Here is a 15830-nt window from a genome sequence, read left to right as displayed (position 1 = left end):
AATTCCCGGCGGAACCCGTGTTCCGCCGGCGCGCGGGATTCCCTCAGCCCCGGCGCCGGGCCTCCCGGTCCGGCGCCGCGGGCGGCCCGCCGCCGTAGTCCAGCCGCTCCGCCGTCCTCACCAGCCGTTCCAGTGCGGCACCGTCCCGCGGCCCGCCGTGCAGGGCACGGCGGGCCCGCTCCACAACGCCGCACAGGCGTACGGAAAACAGGCGTTTCGCGCTCCAAAACGCCATCCCCCGCCACCCCTTCCGCCGGTTAGAAATATCTACCAAGGTTGAGCGTATGAGAAATGCGGCACCGAAACAGGCAATGGAGTGGCTGGCCGCCGCCGCGGCGGATCCGCGGGCGTGCAAGCGGGAATGGGAGCACGGCGAGAGCGGGACCGTCCTGCTGCCCGCCGGGCGTTTCTGGGACGTGCTCAGCGTGCCCGAGGACCTCGGCCTGCTGGCCCTCGACGCCCTGCTGCGCCTCCCCCGCACGGAACCCGGGCCCACCCTCGCCGACACGGCCTCCCGCCGGGTCGGCTTCTTCCTCCCGCCGGACCCCGTCAGCAGATGGGTGGGCACCGGAATCCGCTACGCCGGCAGGGGCGCCTGGATCGCCGTCCCGCCCCCGTACCGGGCCGCGGGGGCCCTGCGGTGGCTGGTACCCCCCGACGGAACGGGCACCCTCCACACCCCTACCGTGGTGGAACTGGCCCTGTTCCAGGCAGCAGTTGCGGCAGACTGCCGCCGCTGAAGGAGGCCGCGCGCGGTACGTCCGGCCCCGCATAGCCGGGGACGGCGCGCCCGTGGGCCCGCCAGTCGGCGAGGAGTTCTGTGTAGATGGGCGGGTCCATCCAATAGGCGCCGGTGAGTTCGGCGAAGGTCCGGTGGTGGTCCGGGTGGCCCTGGAGAAGGCATCCACGGGTCGAGGATGTGCTGCTGTCCATGTCCCCTTGCAACGCCGCTCGTGCGCCGGTGGTACGTCCGGAGCGGGCAGTGCCACTGGAACGAGTGAGCGCGCCCCCCTCGTTAGGGGCCTTCCACTCACGCTCTGACCCGCTCATCGTCTCATCGTCACGCGACGGCAGGTCCCGGCAGCCCGAGCGCGTGGGCGAGCAGCGGCCACGCCATCGCGAACTCCTGTCGCCAGTATGCCCATTCGTGTCGGCCGCCCTCGTAGTAGTGCGTCGTCACCGGGATGTCACGGAGTTCCAGCGCGGTGGCGAAGACGTGCGTGGCGGGCCACAGGGTGCTCTCCAGCACCTCCGGCAGCAGCTCGGTGCCACCGCCCGCGGCCGGGGCGGCGGCACCGCTTCCGCAGGACACGTACAGCGCGGTGCCGCGCAGCCCTCCCGCGCGCGCCGTGGGGTTGAAGGACCGCCAGGTGTCCCACCGGTCCACGGGGTCGCCCCACAGGGAGCCGGGGCAGAGGCTCTCGCGGAGCAGGAGGGCGTCGAGGGCGGTGGGCACCCCGGCGAAGGTGGTGTCCAGGACACCGCTGAAGGAGGCGGCGGCGCGGAACGCCCCCGGGTGGCGGGCGGCGTGGGCCATGGCGCCGTGGCCGCCGGTCGAGACGCCCGCCACGGCCCGTACGCCGGAGGCCCGGTAGTCGCGGCGCAGCAGCGCGTCGACTTCGCCCAGCTGGAAGGTCTCGTAGTCGGAGCCGTCGAGCCAGTGGCTGGACAGGCCCGCGGGGCCGCAGTCCGGCATGGCGAGGATGAGGCCGCCGCCCTCGGTGAGCCGCTCGACGCCCGCCTGCCGGCTCCAGGCGGTGTGGTCCTCGTGCGGCCCGTGCAACAGGTACAGCACCGGCCAGGTGCGCCCGGGCGCACGCGCGAAGTCCGTGGGCAGGACGATCCGCACCGCCGCCGGGCGGCCGAGCGCTGCCGAGGCGACCGTCAGGTCCCAGGTGCGTGCGTCGACGCGGGTCGCGGAGGGCACCTCGGCGGCGGTCCCTCCGGGCGCGCGTGCGGTGCTGGGGGTCATGGGGTGGCTCCTCACAGGACAGGTGCGCGACGGGGCGCGCACGGACCGGGCGCACTCCCTTTACCCGGGGTAACGGACGGCGGCCGGGAGTGGTTCAACGGCCGCCGCGGTTCCCCTCGGCGCGCCGCAAGCCCGCGACGCACCGGGGGCGAAGTGCGATGACCGACCGGTAGGTTCGGTGCCGGGGGCCCCGCCGCGGGGGCCGGAACCGACGAGGGAGCACTCACGCATGACCTGGTTGCTGTACGGAGCCACCGGCTACACCGGCCGCCTCGTCGCACGGGAGGCCGTGGCCCGCGGGGAACGCCCCGTGCTCGCGGGCCGGTCGGCCGCCGCGCTGGCCCCGCTCGCGGCCGAACTGGGCCTGGACCACCGGGTGGTCGGCCTCGGCGACGCGGCGGCGTTGCGCGCGGCGCTCGCGGACGTGGACGCCGTGGCCCACTGCGCGGGGCCCTTCTCCGCGACGGCGCTGCCGATGGCCGAGGCGTGCCTGGACACCGGCACGCACTACCTCGACATCACCGGCGAGATCGACGTGCTCGAGGCGCTGCACGCGATGAGCGCCCGGGCCCGCGCGGCGGACGTGGTCCTGCTGCCCGGGGCGGGGTTCGACGTCGTCCCCACCGACTGCCTCGCCGCCACCGTCGCCGCCGCGCTGCCCACCGCCACCCATCTGGACATCGCCTTCGTGGCCGGCGGGGCCGCGAGCCCCGGCACGGCACGCTCCGCGCTCGAGGCGCTCGACAAGGGCGCCGGCGGCCGTGCCCGCGTCGACGGGGTGATCCGCGACGTCCCGCTCGGGCACCCCCGGCTGACGGCGTCCTTCCGCAGCGGCCGGCGCCAGGTCGCCGGCATCGCCTGGGGCGACGTCAGCACGGCCTACCACTCGACCGGCATCCCCAACATCTCGACGTACACCTGGCTGCCGGGCGCCCCGCTGGTGGTACGCGTGCTCGGGGTCGGCCCGGTACGGCGACTGGCCCGCGCGGGGGTCGACCGTCTCCTGACGGGCCCCGGCGAGCGCGCGCGGGCGCGCACCCGTTCCCAGGTGTGGGCCCGCGCCCGCGACGCGCACGGCGGTGAGGCCCAGGCGGCGCTGTCGGCCCCCAACGGCTACGCGCTGACCGTCGATTCGGTGCTGCGGATCGTGACCCGGCTGCCGCGGCTCCCGCACGGCACCCAGACCCCCTCCTCGGCCCTCGGCGCCGACTTCGTCCTGGAACTGGACGGAGTACGCCGGGACGGACCCCACGTCAGCTGATCCCCCGCGGCTACGACGGACGCGGCCGAGGCGCGCGCCGGCCGAGGCTCCCGCTACGACGGATCCGCCGCCGCGGGACGCGGTCGCCAAGGCCGACCCGCGCCGCGGTCGGCCGGTCCCTGAAGGGCTAGGGCAGAAGGGCGCCACCACGCGCCCACTCCCGCGACCGGGCGCACGCACCCGCGCCGCAGCAAGGTCCGGACGACGTTGGCCTCCGACAGCCCTGCGGTGAGTCGCAACCGCGGCCCCCGACCCTGCCGCCGAAACCGCGGCACCGGTCCGCGACCGGGCCCCCGGGCCGGCCGGGGCTCCCGCTACGACGGACGCGCCGCCGAGGCGCGCGCCGTGGCGGCGGTGGCCGCCGCCACCGCCCAGCCCTCCAGGCTCGTGACGAACTGCGCCGCGCAGTCGGGCCAGTGCAGCGCGCCGCGGGCGGCGGCGTGGCCGCGGGCGCCCATCGCGCGGCGCAGTTCCGGGTCGTCGCGCAGCCGTCGGACCGCGTCCGCGGCGGCCGCGGGGTCCTCGAAGGGGACGAGGAGGCCGCAGTCGTGCCCGCGGACCAGCTCGGCGGCGAGAGGGTTGGGGGTGCTCACGACGGGGATGCCGTAGGCCATGTACTCGACGACCTTGGTGGGCCGCGAGTGGCGGTAGTTCGCCTCGTCGCGCAGCAGCGACACCCCGGCGAGGGCGCCGCGCAGCCGGCCCAGGGCCGCGTCGTTGGGCAGGAAACCGTGCCAGCGCAGCGCGCCGTCGCGGTCGGCCGCCGCGAGCAGTCCGCGGACGTCCCCGTCGGCGGCGCCGATGAGCTCGACATGGACGTCCGGGGCCAGCAGCCGTGCCATGGCGACCAGTTCCTCGGCGCCGCGGGCCCGGGACAGCTGCCCGAGGTAGACCACGCGGTCGTCGCCCGGCGCCGGCGGGGGGTCCGTGGGGACGGTGACCAGGTTGGGCACCACGGGGTGCGCGCGGCGGAAGCGCCGCTGGTAGGCGTCCTCGGCGAGCAGCAGGTGCAGATGCCGCTCGGCGGCGAGTTCGGCCGCGCGGACCACGAGGCGCAGCGGCGGGCGCAGTGGCCGCGGAACCCAGCCCTTCATGGTGAGGGCGGCCGCGGTGTCCTCGTGCACGTCCCACACCACGGCCGGCCGCCGGGCGCCGGTGCGGTGCCAGTGCCGCAGCGCCCGCGGCAGGGCGAGCAGCAGTTCGGGGTCGTGGAGCAGGACGGCGTCGACGGTGGGCCCGCGCCGCACCAGCAGGCGCCGGGCCGCACGGACGGCCGCACGCCGGTCCCGTCCGGTGGCCCGGGGCAGGTCGACGCCCTCGACCCCGGGGCGGGGCGGGGTCGCCCGCGCGGTGAAGGGCGCGGCGTAGGTGACGGTGTGACCGTGGGTTATGAGGGCGGCTATCTGACGGTGCAGGATGCGCGCGTCCTCGGGGTGGTGCACGACGGTGACGACCAGTACGTGCATCACAGCACCTCGACGTCCGGCCGGAAGATCCGTCCGCGCGTGTCGAACAGCAGGCGGGCCCGGTCCGCCACCACCTGCAGGTCGTAGGCGCTGTGGTCCTGCAGGAGGACCGTCAGGTCGTGATCGCGCAGAGCGGCGGCCAGGTCGCCGGCCCGGGGGACGGGCTCGCCGTCGACCTCCCAGGCCTCCACGAACGGGTCGTGGAAGGAGATCCCCGTGCCGAGCCGGCGCAGCAGCCGCGCCACGGGGACGGCGGGGCTCTCGCGCCGGTCGGCGATGTCGGGCTTGTAGGTGACGCCGAGCAGCAGCACCCGTGAGCCGTGCAGCGCCTTCCCGGCCGTGTTGAGCAGGTCCTGCGCCCGGCGCACCACGTACTCCGGCATCCGGTGGTTGATCTCCCGGGCGAGTTCGACGAAGCGGAACTCGTAGCCGAGCGTACGGACCTTGTACGAAAGGTAGTTGGGGTCGATCGGGATGCAGTGGCCGCCCACGCCCGCGCCGGGCCGGAAGGCCTGGAAGCCGAAGGGCTTGGTGGCGGCGCAGTCGATGACGTTCCAGATGTCGACGCCCAGTTCGCGGCAGAGTATGGCCAGCTCGTTGACGAGCGCGATGTTGACGTGGCGGTAGGTGTTCTCCAGCAGCTTGGCCATCTCGGCCTCGCGGGTGCCCTTGGCCCGCACGACGGTGTCGACGAGCTTGCCGTAGAACGCGACGGCGCGCGCCGCGCACCCGGGGGTGTGCCCGCCGACGATCTTCGGGGTGTCGCGGAAGCCGTGGGTCCGGTTGCCCGGGTCGATCCGCTCGGGCGAGAAGGCGAGGGCGAAGTCCGCCCCGGCGCGCAGCCCCGAGCCCGCCTCGAGGAGGGGCCGGACGACCTCGTCGGTCGTGCCGGGGTAGGTCGTCGACTCCAGCACGACCAGGACGCCGGGGCGCAGCCGCGCGGCGACCGCCTCGGCGGCCCCGGTGACCGCGGTCAGGTCTGGTCCGCCGTCCTCGGACAGCGGGGTGGGGACGCAGATGACGATGGCCTGGGCCTCCCCCAGGCACTCCTGGCCGGTGGTCGCGGTGAACCCGGAGGCCAGCATGCGCCGCAGGTCGTCGTCGCGGACGTCGTCCACGTGCGAGCGGCCGGAGTTGAGGGCGTCCACGACCGCGGGGTCCAGGTCGTGTCCCACGACGCTCAGTCCCACCGCCGCGGCTTCCCTGGCGAGGGGCAGCCCGACGTACCCGAGGCCTACGACTGCGAGATCCACCGTCATGCCGCACCATCCAGAGCGCTATACGGCCCCCAGACCGCGGTAGGCGTCGCGCGTCCGCCCCGCGATGTGGGCCCACGTACGGTCGCGGGCCACTCGTGCGCGGGCGGCGTCGCCCATCATCCGCCGTTGATTTGGACTATAGAGCAATATTTCGAGCGTATCTGCCCAGGCATTTACGTCTCCTGACGGAATTAGCCGTCCGTTCACCTGGTCTTCGACCAGCTCCCCCATCGCCGTGACATCACTTGCTGCAAGGGGAAGACCGCTCGCCATCGCCTCCACCGGCTTGAGAGGGGTCACGAGATGGCACACCCGCTCTCCCGTCCGGGGCACCGCGAAGACGTCCAGCACGGCATGGTGGGCCCGCACCTCGGCGTACGGCACACGGCCCGTGAACAGGGCGCTCCCGCCGAGGCCGAGCCCCGCCGCCTGCCGCTCCAGCGCGGGCCGCTGCGGGCCGTCTCCCACGATCAGCAGGCGCAGCGGCACACCCCGGCGGCGCAGCACGGCCCCGGCGCGCAGCAGGGTGCCGATGCCCTCGTGGGGGGTGAGCGTGGAGACCGTGCCGACGACCAGCTCGTCCGGGCCGATGCCGAGACGGGTGCGCAGGTCACCGGGGTCGGGCAGCGGCTGGAGGAAGACGTCGTCCACGGCGTTGGGCACGACCCGCACCCGTTCCTCGGGGACCCCCCGGGAGACGATCTCCGCCTTCATCGCCTCGCCGAGGGTGAGCACCAGGTCGGCGGCCTTCATGCAGTGCGTCTCCAGGGCGCGCCGCTCCCGGTACGACGCGCTGTCACGGTCACGCCCGGGTCCCTGCGTCAGCCAGGTCTCCTCCAGGAAGCCGCGCACCTCGTAGACGACCGGCAGGCCGAACGATTCGCGCAGTGCGAGCGCCACTCGGCCGTTCGGGTGATCGGTGGCCGCGTGCAGGACCGCGGGGCGGAGCCGTTCGACGAGCCGGGCGGCGAGCTCGGCGTTGCGGGCGAGGGCGGCCGCGGGCGTCCCCGGCATCCGCACCGGCAGCAGGCGGTGGTACGGCACCCCGTCCACGACCTGCGCCGGCCGTCCGTCCCAGACGCCCTGCGCCACGGGGAAGCCCAGCCGTGTGACGACCTGCGGGTCCAGGCCCGCCTCCCGCTGGGCGCGCGCGATGGCGTGCGTCCTGACGGTGTAGCCGGCGTTGCGGTACGGCAGGGAGTTGGTGACCAGGTGCAGCACCCGCCCCGGCACCGCCGTCCCCGGCGCACCGGCCGGGGCGGGCACACCCCGCGGCCCGTAGGCGGTGGCGCCGCCGCGCACGCGGTGCGGATCGCGCTCGGGCAGCCGGGCCAGCGCCCACCGGGCGGGTCGCCGGGCCGGCCCCGGGGCGACCCGCAGGGCCAGGGACGCCGCACGCACCGGGTCGTCCCGCAGATGACGGACCGCCACGGAGGCGGCGAGAATCAAGGCACGAAGAGTACGACGACGCACAATCCCACCCTAAGCACGGCAAGTGAACGGGAGGCACCGTGCTCGGCTCGGTAGTCCACGTGGTCGGTGCCCGGCCCAACTTCGTCAAGGCCGCCCCGGTCGTCGCCGCGCTGCGCGAGGCCGGGCAGCCGCAGTCGGTGGTGCACACCGGACAGCACTACGACGAACGCCTGTCGCACGTCTTCTTCCGGGAGCTCGGCCTGCCCGAGCCGGACGTGGACCTCGGCGTCGGCTCCGGCAGCCACGCCCGGCAGACCGCCGCCCTGCTGACCGCCCTGGAGGACGAGCTGTCGGCCCGGGCGCCCGCCCTGGTCACGGTCTACGGGGACGTCAACTCCACGCTCGCCGCCGCCCTGGTCGCCGCCAAGCTGGGGCTGCCCGTGGCGCACGTCGAGGCGGGCCTGCGCAGCTTCGACATGACGATGCCGGAGGAGGTCAACCGGCGGCTGACCGACCAGCTCGCCGACCTGCTCTTCGTCACCAGCCCGGAGGCGGTGGGCCATCTGGGGGACGAGGGCGTGGACACCGCCCGGGTGCACTTCGTCGGCAACCCGATGATCGACACCCTGATGGCCCACCTGCCGCGCTTCGACCCGGAGGCCGCCCGCGCCGCCCACGGGCTGCGCGGCCGCTACGGCGTCGTGACGCTGCACCGTCCCGCCAACGTCGACGACCCGGCCGCCGCGGCCGCCGCCGTGGCGGCGTTGCGCGGGGCGGCGGAGCACCTGGAGCTGGCGGTCCCGCTGCACCCGCGCGGGCGGGCCGCGCTGGAGGCGGCGGGGCTCGGCGACACGCCCGGCATCCGGATCCTGGAGCCGCTCGGCTACCTGGAGTTCATGGGGCTGCTGCGGGGCGCCGCCGCGGTGGTCACCGACTCGGGCGGGGTGCAGGAGGAGACCACCGTCCTGGGCGTGCCCTGCCTGACGCTGCGGCCCAACACCGAGCGGCCCGTGACGGTCACCCACGGCACCAACCGCCTCGTGGCCCCCGACGGGCTGGTCCCGGCCCTGCTCAAGGCGCTGGACGGCGAAGCCCGAGCCCCCGAAGGCCCCCCGTTGTGGGACGGGCGTTCGGGGCCCCGCATCGCCCGCGTCATCACCGAGTGGCTGGACCACCATGTCTGAGCCGCGCCTGGACGACCCCCTCGCGTACTGGGACAGCCGCCACCGCGAGCACGACGACCTCGCCTCCGGCGGCCACATCGGCCTCGACCGGCCGGGCAACGAGATCTTCTACGCGCTGCGCTTCGCGGAGGTACTGCGCATCACCGGCGACTTCGAACGGGCCAACGACCCGCTGCTCGTACTCGACGCGGGCTGCGGCAAGGGCCACTTCGCCCGGGCCCTGGCCCGCTGCGGCCACCTCGTCGACGCGGTCGACGCCAGTCCCTCGGCGGTGGACCACGGCCGCGCGCTCGGCGGCGGCCCCCGCTACGCGGTGGCGGAGCTGTCGGCCTGGCGCAGCCCGTGGCTGTACGACGTGGTGCTCGCCGTGGACGTGCTCTTCCACGTGCTCGACGACACCGCCTGGCGGGCCGCGCTGGTCAACCTCGCCTCCCTCGTCCGGCTGACCGGCCGGCTGGTCGTCACCGACGAGGACGCGCCCGGGCGCGTGGCGCGCGGCGACTACATCCTGCACCGCCCTGCCGCCGAGTACCGCGCCGCCGTCGAACCGCTCGGACTGCGGTACGGCGGCTTCACGCCGTACGGTTTCCGGGAGAACAGGGTCGGTTTCCACGTCTTCACGAGGACCTCCTGATGCGCCTTCTCGATCTGCTCCACCCGCACCTGGACGGGGTGACCGAGGTCGTCGACGCGACCGGCGGCGGCATCCCGCTCGAACCGTACCTGCACCTGCCGGGCGGCGTCCGGCTGTGCCCCTCCCCGCCCGGTGACCAGGACCCGGTCGGCGAGGGACGGCTGGCCCTGCTCAGTTTCGGCCCCGACCCCGCCCGGCACGGCGACGAGGACGCGTGCCTCGCGGCGCTGCGGCGCATGCGCCCGGGCGGCAAGGGCCTGATCGTGTTCGGCCACGCCGGTGCCGAACTGCCGTACCACCGGCTGCTCGACGCCCTGGTGGCGCACCGCTGCCAGGTGCTGCGGGCGGCCGGCCTTGACTACCTGCACCTGCACGGCGGCGCGGTGTTCACCTGCACCGAGGCGCTGCTCCCGCTCCTGGACCCGGCCGGGCGGCCCGTGCCCGGCCGGGAGACCACCGCGCTGCGGGTGGCCGGCGAGTACGTGCTGGCGGAGTTCGTCTCGCGTGCCGGGCGGGCGCGGGTGCTGGAGCTGGAGCGGCGGCACGAGGAGGACCGTCGCGCGCTGGAGGCACTGCAGGACGGCACGGACGGCGAGCGGACGGCGGCCGTGACGCACGAACGCGACCGGCTCGCGGCCGAGCTGCGACGCGCCAGGGAGCGGATCGGGGTGCTGGAGACCCGGGTCGCCATGCTGCAGGGCTCGACCTCGCTGCGGGTCGGCCAGGCGCTGGTCTCGGCCGCGCGCTCCCCCTTGCGCGGCTCGACGCGGCTGCCGCGCGAGCTGTACGGGATGTGGCGCGGCCGCGGCAAGGGCGGTCGCCCCGCGGCAGCCCGGCCGGGCGCGCCGGCCGCGGCCTCCCCGGCACCGGACGGGGGCGGTCCGGCGGCCGACGGACACCTGCACCTGGCCCACCGGGCGTTCACGGCCGGCCCCCGCGACCGGCTGGTGATCGCCGGCGTCCTGGACGCCACGACCGCCGCCGACTTCGCCCACGACGCCGTCGTCAACCGCGTGCTGCCGCACGACGCACGGCAGGTCGCCGAACGCACCGACCCGGACGTGCTCGTCGTACAGCTCAGCGCCTGCCTTGCCGGGCCGTGGGCGCACACCGGCACGGGCACCGCCCCCGACCTGGACCGGCGGCTGGCCGAACTCCTCGCCACCGTCCACGCGCTCGGCCGTACCGCCGTGCTGTGGCGGGACGCCCCCGCCTCCGCCGCGCCGGGGCTGGCCCCGTTCCCCTGGGACGCCGTGCTCGACGGGGACACCGGGGTGCAGCCGGCCCGGCTGGACCCGGCGTCGGTGGACCGCGGCGACCTGCGGGAGATCTTCACCTCCCGGGCCACCCGGGTCCGGCTGTCGGAGCTCGCCCGGATCGCCGGGGCGGCGGACCCGCTGGACGCCCGGCGGGTGGCCGTGGTGGCCGACCCGCGTGACGGCTCCGAGGTGTCACGCCTGGTCGCGCAGGTGCTGGCGCAGCGGCTCCGCCCCGCCGAGGTGCTGGTGCCCGTTCCCGGGGCGGCCTACGCGGAACTCACCGCGGGCGGGGTCACCGTACGGGCCACGGCGGACGGGCCGGGCGCACCCTGGGTCGCGGACTGGTCGGACCTCGCCGAGGAACGGCCGGCGGTCCACCTGCTGGACCTGATGTGCGCCCAGGAGTGCTCCGGGGCCGACGCGGTGGGCTTCAGCGCGGACGCCCCGGGCTTCGTTCCGCACGTCAACGGCTTCCGCCCGGCCCTGCTGCGCAGGACGCTCTGGCCGTCCCCCGGGGCGGCACGGCTGTTCACGATCCGCCCGGAGGAGGTCCGATGACGGGCACGCGCACGGTCAGGGCGATGGTCTACGGGGACGTGGACCTCAACCTCATCGACGGTTCCGCGGTGTGGGCCCAGTCGACGGTGCAGGCTCTGGCGCGGGCCGGCTGCGGGACCCGGCTGGTGCTGAAGGCTCCGGTGCGCACCGGACGGCTGGTCGATCCGCTGGCGCAGCTGCCGGGGGTGTCCGTCGTACCGACCGGGCACGCCTTGTCCCCCGTCCAGGCCTCGCGGGTGCTGCGCGAGCAGGACGAACGGGAGCCGTGCGACCTGCTGGTGCTGCGCGGTCGCCGGCTGGTGGCGCAGGTCGTCGCCGACGGCGCCTTCGACGGCCGGATCTGGGCCTACCTCACCGACATCCCGCAGTCGGCGGCGCAGATGTCGGACGAGGCGGTCGACCAGCTGACCCGGATCGCCGACGCCTCCCGCTACCTGCTGTGCCAGACCGAGGAGTTGCGCTGCTTCATCGAGGCCTGGGTGCCGGCCGCGTGCGGCAAGTGCGTGCTGTACCCGCCGAGCGTGCCCGTCCCGGACTTCGCGGTGCCGGGGCACGACGCGGCGCGCGACCCCGTCCGCCTGGTGTACACGGGCAAGTTCGCACCGCGCTGGAACACCCTGGAGATGACGGAACTGCCGGCCGCGCTGGCCACCCGCGGGATCCGGGCCGAGCTGCACACCGTCGGCGACAAGGTCCACGACGACCCGCGGCACCCCGGCTTCCACGCGGCCATGGAGCGTGCGCTGCGGAGCGCCACCGGCGTGGTGCACCACGGCGGCACCCCCCGCCAGGAGGCCATGCGGATCGCCGCGGGATGCGACCTGGGGCTGGGCTGGCGTCATCCGGAACTGGACGCGAGCCTGGAACTGTCCACGAAGGTGCTGGAGTTCGGGACGCTCGGGCTGCCCGTCGTGCTCAACCGCACGCCCGCGCACGAGGCGCTGCTCGGCGCCGACTACCCGCTGTTCGTCCCCGGTCGCGGCACCCTCGACGACGCGGCGGAGGCGGTCGCCATCGCCGCCCGTTCCCCCGAGGCCTACCGCACGGCCGCCCGGCGCTGCCGCGAGGCCGCCGCGCACTTCTCACTGGACCGGGCCGCCGAACGGCTGCGCGGCCTGGTCGAACGGGCGCTGCCGGCGGCGCCGGTCGCGCTCGCCGGACGCGGCCGACCGCTGCGGGTCGTCGTCGCCGGGCACGACCTGAAGTTCTTCACCCGTCTGCTGGACCACCTCCAGGCCCTGCCCGGGGTCGAGGTGCGGGTCGACGCCTGGGAGGCACTGGCCCGGCACGACGCGGCCGCCGGCCGCGAACTCGCCGCCTGGGCCGACGTCGTGGTCGTGGAGTGGTGCGGACCGGCGGCCGTCTGGTACAGCCGCCACAAGCGCCGCGGCTCCCGCCTGCTGGTACGCCTCCACCGCTTCGAGCTGTACGCCGGTTACCCCGCGCAGGTCGACATCGACGCCGTCGACCGCGTCGTGTGCGTCAGCCCGCACTACAACCGGCTCACGCGGGAACGCACCGGCTGGCCGCAGGAGAAGCTCGTCACCGTCCCCAACTGGGTCGACGACCGGCAGCTGGACCGCCCCAAGGTCCCCGACGCCCGCTACCGCCTCGGCATGATCGGCATCGCGCCCTCGCGCAAGCGGCTCGACCTGGGCCTGGACGTGCTCGAGGCGCTGCGGGCCAGGGACCCGCGGTGGCGGCTGTCGGTGAAGTCCAAGATGCCCTGGGACTACTGGTGGATCTGGAACAAGCCCGAGGAGCGGGCGCACTACGACGCCGTGCTGCGCCGTGTGCAGTCCGGTCCGCTGGAGGACGCCGTGGTCTTCGACGACTTCGGCCCCGACGTGGCGAGCTGGCTGCGGCGCGTCGGCTTCGTGCTCTCCACCAGCGACGACGAGAGCTTCCACCTCGCGCCCGCCGAGGGCATGGCCTCCGGCGCGGTGCCCGCCCTGCTGCCCTGGCCGGGCGCCGACGCGATCTACGAACGCCGCTGGATCCACGACTCCCCCTCGGCCATGGCGGACGCGATCGCGGCGCTCGCGGCCGACGGCTGGCAGGAGGCGGGCGAGCAGGCCCGCGACTGGCTACGCGCGTCCTTCGGGCTCGACACCGTCCGCGCGGCGTGGACGGAACTGGTCACCGGCTCAGCGCCGTGACGCCCGCGGCGACCTCGCCTTCTACGGGCGGCTGACCCTGGAGTGGGGGCTGCGCTTCAGCAGGATGCAGCAGGAATGGGGCGCCTGGGCGGCCGAGCACATCAGTGACCGGACACCGGGGGACACCGGACGGCCGTAACATGGCGCCGGGGTGGTGACTGGAGGTGCACATGACCACGGAAGAGTCGCCGTACGACGTGCTCGTCGTGGGCGGTTCCGGGGTGGACACCGTCGTGCGGGTGGACAGCCTGCCCGTACCGCTCGTGGACTCCCTCGGGGTGGAGCCGGTCCGGGAGTGGCCCGGCCAGACCGGCGGCAACGTGGCGCTGGGCTGCCGCGCGCTCGGCATGACCGTGAAGTTCCTCGACTTCGTCGGCGACGACTGGATCGGCACCCTGCTCAGGGAGCGCCTGGCCAAGGGCGACGTCGACTTCGAGCCGCTGATCTCCCCCGCCGGGACCCGGCGGGCCGTCAACCTCGTGGACGCCACGGGCCGCCGGATGTCCTTCTACGACGGACGCGACCCGGAGCACCTGCGGATGCCGCGCGAGTTCTACCTGCCGCACCTGCGCCGGGCCCGGCACGTGCACCTGTCGATCTCGCACTTCACGCGCTTCCTCTACGACGACATCGAGGAACTCGGCCTGCCCGTCTCGACCGACCTGCACGACTGGGACGGACTGGCCGAGCACCAGCGGGAGTTCGCCCGCCGCTCCGACCTGGTCTTCCTCAGCGCGGCAGGAGCGGGCGAGCGCATCGCGGACATCATGCGCGCGATCCTGCGCGACGGCCGCGCCCAGGCCGTGATCGCCACCGCGGGCGCGGGCGGCGCCTACCTGCTCGCGCGCGACGGGGGCAGCACGCCCCGGCACATCCCGGCCGTCACCCCGCCCGGCCCGGTGGTGGACTCCAACGGGGCGGGCGACGCCTTCCTCTGCGGCTTCCTCCACGGGCGCATGCGCGGACTGGACTTCGAGTCCTGCGCCCGCCTCGGCGCGACGGCTGGTGCCCACACCTGCACCGCTGGCGGCAACCTCGCCCTCATCGACGCCGCGACGCTGGAGTCCGCTCAGGTCTCCCTCTCCGGCACGTAGTCGGCCTCCTCCAGTCCGAAGGTCCAGGCGACGCCCTCGCGGGCGGTCCGGGTCCGCGGCGGCACCCGCAGCCAGTAGGTGCGGTGGGTGCCGTCCGGCTCCGGCGTGGAGTTGACGACCTCGACCATCACCAGCGGCTCGTCCCCCTCCAGCTCGATCCGCCACAGCACGCCGGCGGCGTCCCGCTGCACGGGCTCGGCCCCGGACTCCTCCAGGTAGCGCTCGTAGCCGTAGTGCTCCAGCATCACCCGGCGCAGCTCGGCGTTCTCCTCCTCGCGTATGCGGCGCGGGGTCAGCCCGGCGAGCCCGTCGAGGAACTCGGCGGGGACCGGCATGCCCCGCCAGGCGTGCAGCGCGAAGCCGTCCGCGTAGGCCAGCGCGGGGCCGTCGCCGCGGTCCAGCCGGCCCGCCTCGTCCCGGTGCAGCTCCAGGGGGCGTTCGGCGACGACCGCCGTCCGCTCGTACGGCCACCACCAGCCGGCGTTCCGGGCGACCGCAGCGATCCCGGCCAGCTCCCGCGTGCCCTCCTGCCCGTCGAAGGCGGCCAGCCACGCCGCGTCGTGCTGCCCGAGCACGGCGTCGAGCAACGCGAGCCGCACGGCCTGCCCGCCGCCGGGCACCCTCGGTCCGGCGTCCACCACGGCGGTCCGTATCCGCTCGGTCAGCAGCACCGTCGTGTCCCACAACTGCGCGCCCGTGACGGCCCAGTGGTCCGCCCACCCGGCCGGTCCGAGCCGGTCGGCGACCCGCTCCCGCGCGGCCGCCCACGGCCGTGTCCGCACGGCGTCGCGGACGCTGCCGCCCGCCGTGCCGTCCGCCGTCAGGCGCACGGCCAGGACCACCGCCTCCAGGGGCGAGGCCGCCCACACGATCCGTTCCGGCTCGGGCAGCCCGGCCAGCCGGTAGGCCAGGCGCACCCCCTCCTCCGCCGCCGCCCGGTCCGCGGGTCCGGTCGCCGCGACGACCTCGCGCCACAGCGCCGTCGTGTCCACCGCCGGCTCCGTCGCCGTACCCGTGCCCGAACCCGTCACCGCGCTCGTCACCGCGCTCGCCACCGTCGTCATCGCTCCGCTCCCCCGTCCTGGTCAGTCCGCCACGACGCGGACCGCGCCGGGCACGTACTCGCGCTGCCGCACCACCCGGTACCACCCCTTCGGCAGCGGTATCGCGGCGTGCTCCTCGTGGACCACCCGCCCGCCGTCCGGGAGATGGAGGTACGCCGCCCCGAACGGCCCGGTCTCGCGCACCAGCGTCCCCGGCCCGACCACCGCGTGGGCGTGCCCGGTCACCTCGCCGAGGGCCAGCACGAGCCTGCCCCGCGCGTCCCTCGCCTGCCGCGGCATCCGGTCCGTGCCCGGCGGCACGGCCGCTTCCGCGACGGGCACGATCAGGACGTCCCCCTGCCGGTACATGCGTGTCTCCCTCCGCCGTCGGCACCCGCCGACCCGATGTCCACGACGCTACGCGCGGGGTGTGACAACGCCCCCGACGGCTTGTGCACAGCCCGCGGCAGGCACTGTCGGAGCGGCTTGGTAGAACTCTTCGCGAGCGAGGCACCACCGCCTCGAAGC

The 15830-nt window shown here is 75.3% G+C and carries 14 protein-coding genes; 7 read left to right on the top strand and 7 right to left on the bottom strand.

The window, feature by feature from the left end; genetic code table 11:
- Positions 1–43 precede the first annotated feature (43 nt).
- Positions 44–235 carry a hypothetical protein gene (locus ABZ312_RS30885; protein ID WP_500323887.1) on the bottom strand — a complete coding sequence of 64 codons (192 nt, stop codon included), beginning with the start codon at positions 233–235 and terminating at the stop codon, positions 44–46.
- A 49-nt stretch (positions 236–284) separates the two neighbouring features.
- Between ABZ312_RS30885 and ABZ312_RS30880 the strand changes: the two genes are divergently transcribed.
- On the top strand, positions 285–740 hold the full coding sequence (locus ABZ312_RS30880) for a hypothetical protein (protein WP_499515234.1): 456 nt from the start codon (positions 285–287) through the stop codon (positions 738–740).
- 320 nt (positions 741–1060) lie between these two features.
- On the opposite strand, the gene ABZ312_RS30875 is transcribed toward ABZ312_RS30880, so the two are convergent.
- Entirely contained in the window at positions 1061–1972 is a 912-nt protein-coding gene (locus tag ABZ312_RS30875) for an alpha/beta hydrolase (protein ID WP_500323886.1), read from the bottom strand.
- Positions 1973–2201: 229 nt separating this feature from the next.
- On the opposite strand from ABZ312_RS30875, the gene ABZ312_RS30870 reads away from it, so the two are divergent.
- Entirely contained in the window at positions 2202–3233 is a 1032-nt protein-coding gene (locus ABZ312_RS30870) for a saccharopine dehydrogenase family protein (RefSeq protein WP_500439209.1), read from the top strand.
- Positions 3234–3547: 314 nt separating this feature from the next.
- Here ABZ312_RS30870 and ABZ312_RS30865 read toward each other — a convergent pair whose 3' ends face one another.
- From ABZ312_RS30865 to ABZ312_RS30855, 3 genes are read right to left on the bottom strand one after another with little or no spacing between them, the layout of a single operon-like run.
- On the bottom strand, positions 3548–4699 hold the full coding sequence (locus tag ABZ312_RS30865; RefSeq protein WP_500439208.1) for a glycosyltransferase: 1152 nt from the start codon (positions 4697–4699) through the stop codon (positions 3548–3550).
- A complete protein-coding gene (locus ABZ312_RS30860; protein WP_500323883.1) occupies positions 4699–5958 on the bottom strand; it encodes a nucleotide sugar dehydrogenase in 1260 nt (419 codons plus the stop codon). Before ABZ312_RS30860 ends, ABZ312_RS30865 begins: the two co-directional genes overlap by 1 nt.
- A gap of 18 nt (positions 5959–5976) precedes the next feature.
- A complete protein-coding gene (locus ABZ312_RS30855; RefSeq protein ID WP_500323882.1) occupies positions 5977–7407 on the bottom strand; it encodes a glycosyltransferase in 1431 nt (476 codons plus the stop codon).
- A 62-nt stretch (positions 7408–7469) separates the two neighbouring features.
- Here ABZ312_RS30855 and wecB point away from each other — a divergent pair, with 62 nt between their 5' ends.
- The 5 genes from wecB to ABZ312_RS30830 all read left to right on the top strand — a co-directional run bounded on the left by wecB (position 7470) and on the right by ABZ312_RS30830 (position 14259).
- Positions 7470–8555 (top strand): non-hydrolyzing UDP-N-acetylglucosamine 2-epimerase, encoded by a 1086-nt coding sequence (gene wecB / locus ABZ312_RS30850; protein ID WP_500323881.1) that lies wholly within the window; start codon positions 7470–7472, stop codon positions 8553–8555.
- Complete coding sequence (locus ABZ312_RS30845) at positions 8548–9189, top strand: class I SAM-dependent methyltransferase (RefSeq protein ID WP_500323880.1); 642 nt, start codon at positions 8548–8550, stop codon at positions 9187–9189. Before wecB ends, ABZ312_RS30845 begins: the two co-directional genes overlap by 8 nt.
- Positions 9189–11006 carry a hypothetical protein gene (locus tag ABZ312_RS30840; protein ID WP_500439207.1) on the top strand — a complete coding sequence of 606 codons (1818 nt, stop codon included), beginning with the start codon at positions 9189–9191 and terminating at the stop codon, positions 11004–11006. Before ABZ312_RS30845 ends, ABZ312_RS30840 begins: the two co-directional genes overlap by 1 nt.
- Positions 11003–13165 carry a glycosyltransferase family protein gene (locus ABZ312_RS30835; RefSeq protein ID WP_500439206.1) on the top strand — a complete coding sequence of 721 codons (2163 nt, stop codon included), beginning with the start codon at positions 11003–11005 and terminating at the stop codon, positions 13163–13165. The genes ABZ312_RS30840 and ABZ312_RS30835 overlap by 4 nt, the downstream gene beginning before the upstream one ends.
- A 170-nt stretch (positions 13166–13335) precedes the next feature.
- Complete coding sequence (locus ABZ312_RS30830) at positions 13336–14259, top strand: carbohydrate kinase family protein (protein ID WP_500323877.1); 924 nt, start codon at positions 13336–13338, stop codon at positions 14257–14259.
- Here the strand turns inward: ABZ312_RS30830 and ABZ312_RS30825 are convergent.
- Both ABZ312_RS30825 and ABZ312_RS30820 read right to left on the bottom strand, forming a co-directional pair.
- Entirely contained in the window at positions 14235–15323 is a 1089-nt protein-coding gene (locus tag ABZ312_RS30825) for a DUF6745 domain-containing protein (RefSeq protein ID WP_500323876.1), read from the bottom strand. The two genes, ABZ312_RS30830 and ABZ312_RS30825, sit on opposite strands and share 25 nt — an antisense overlap.
- 21 nt (positions 15324–15344) lie before the next feature.
- On the bottom strand, positions 15345–15671 hold the full coding sequence (locus ABZ312_RS30820; RefSeq protein ID WP_500439205.1) for a DUF8820 family protein: 327 nt from the start codon (positions 15669–15671) through the stop codon (positions 15345–15347).
- Positions 15672–15830 lie beyond the last annotated feature (159 nt).

The sequence above is a fragment of the Streptomyces sp. NPDC006207 genome (assembly GCF_040613835.1).
Lineage (GTDB): Bacteria > Actinomycetota > Actinomycetes > Streptomycetales > Streptomycetaceae > Actinacidiphila.
Note: the sequence above shows the minus strand (reverse complement) of the source record. Positions and strands in the feature narration are given on the sequence as shown.

Excerpts from the sequence above, each read along its gene's own strand:
- ABZ312_RS30870 (WP_500439209.1), top strand. The coding sequence starts at position 2,202 with ATGACCTGGTTGCTGTACGGAGCCACCGGCTACACCGGCCGCCTCGTC.
- ABZ312_RS30820 (WP_500439205.1), bottom strand. The coding sequence starts at position 15,671 with ATGTACCGGCAGGGGGACGTCCTGATCGTGCCCGTCGCGGAAGCGGCC.
- ABZ312_RS30845 (WP_500323880.1), top strand. The coding sequence starts at position 8,548 with ATGTCTGAGCCGCGCCTGGACGACCCCCTCGCGTACTGGGACAGCCGC.
- ABZ312_RS30835 (WP_500439206.1), top strand. The coding sequence starts at position 11,003 with ATGACGGGCACGCGCACGGTCAGGGCGATGGTCTACGGGGACGTGGAC.
- ABZ312_RS30840 (WP_500439207.1), top strand. The coding sequence starts at position 9,189 with ATGCGCCTTCTCGATCTGCTCCACCCGCACCTGGACGGGGTGACCGAG.
- ABZ312_RS30875 (WP_500323886.1), bottom strand. The coding sequence starts at position 1,972 with ATGACCCCCAGCACCGCACGCGCGCCCGGAGGGACCGCCGCCGAGGTG.
- ABZ312_RS30860 (WP_500323883.1), bottom strand. The coding sequence starts at position 5,958 with ATGACGGTGGATCTCGCAGTCGTAGGCCTCGGGTACGTCGGGCTGCCC.
- ABZ312_RS30880 (WP_499515234.1), top strand. The coding sequence starts at position 285 with ATGAGAAATGCGGCACCGAAACAGGCAATGGAGTGGCTGGCCGCCGCC.
- ABZ312_RS30830 (WP_500323877.1), top strand. The coding sequence starts at position 13,336 with ATGACCACGGAAGAGTCGCCGTACGACGTGCTCGTCGTGGGCGGTTCC.
- ABZ312_RS30865 (WP_500439208.1), bottom strand. The coding sequence starts at position 4,699 with ATGCACGTACTGGTCGTCACCGTCGTGCACCACCCCGAGGACGCGCGC.
- ABZ312_RS30885 (WP_500323887.1), bottom strand. The coding sequence starts at position 235 with ATGGCGTTTTGGAGCGCGAAACGCCTGTTTTCCGTACGCCTGTGCGGC.
- ABZ312_RS30825 (WP_500323876.1), bottom strand. The coding sequence starts at position 15,323 with ATGACGACGGTGGCGAGCGCGGTGACGAGCGCGGTGACGGGTTCGGGC.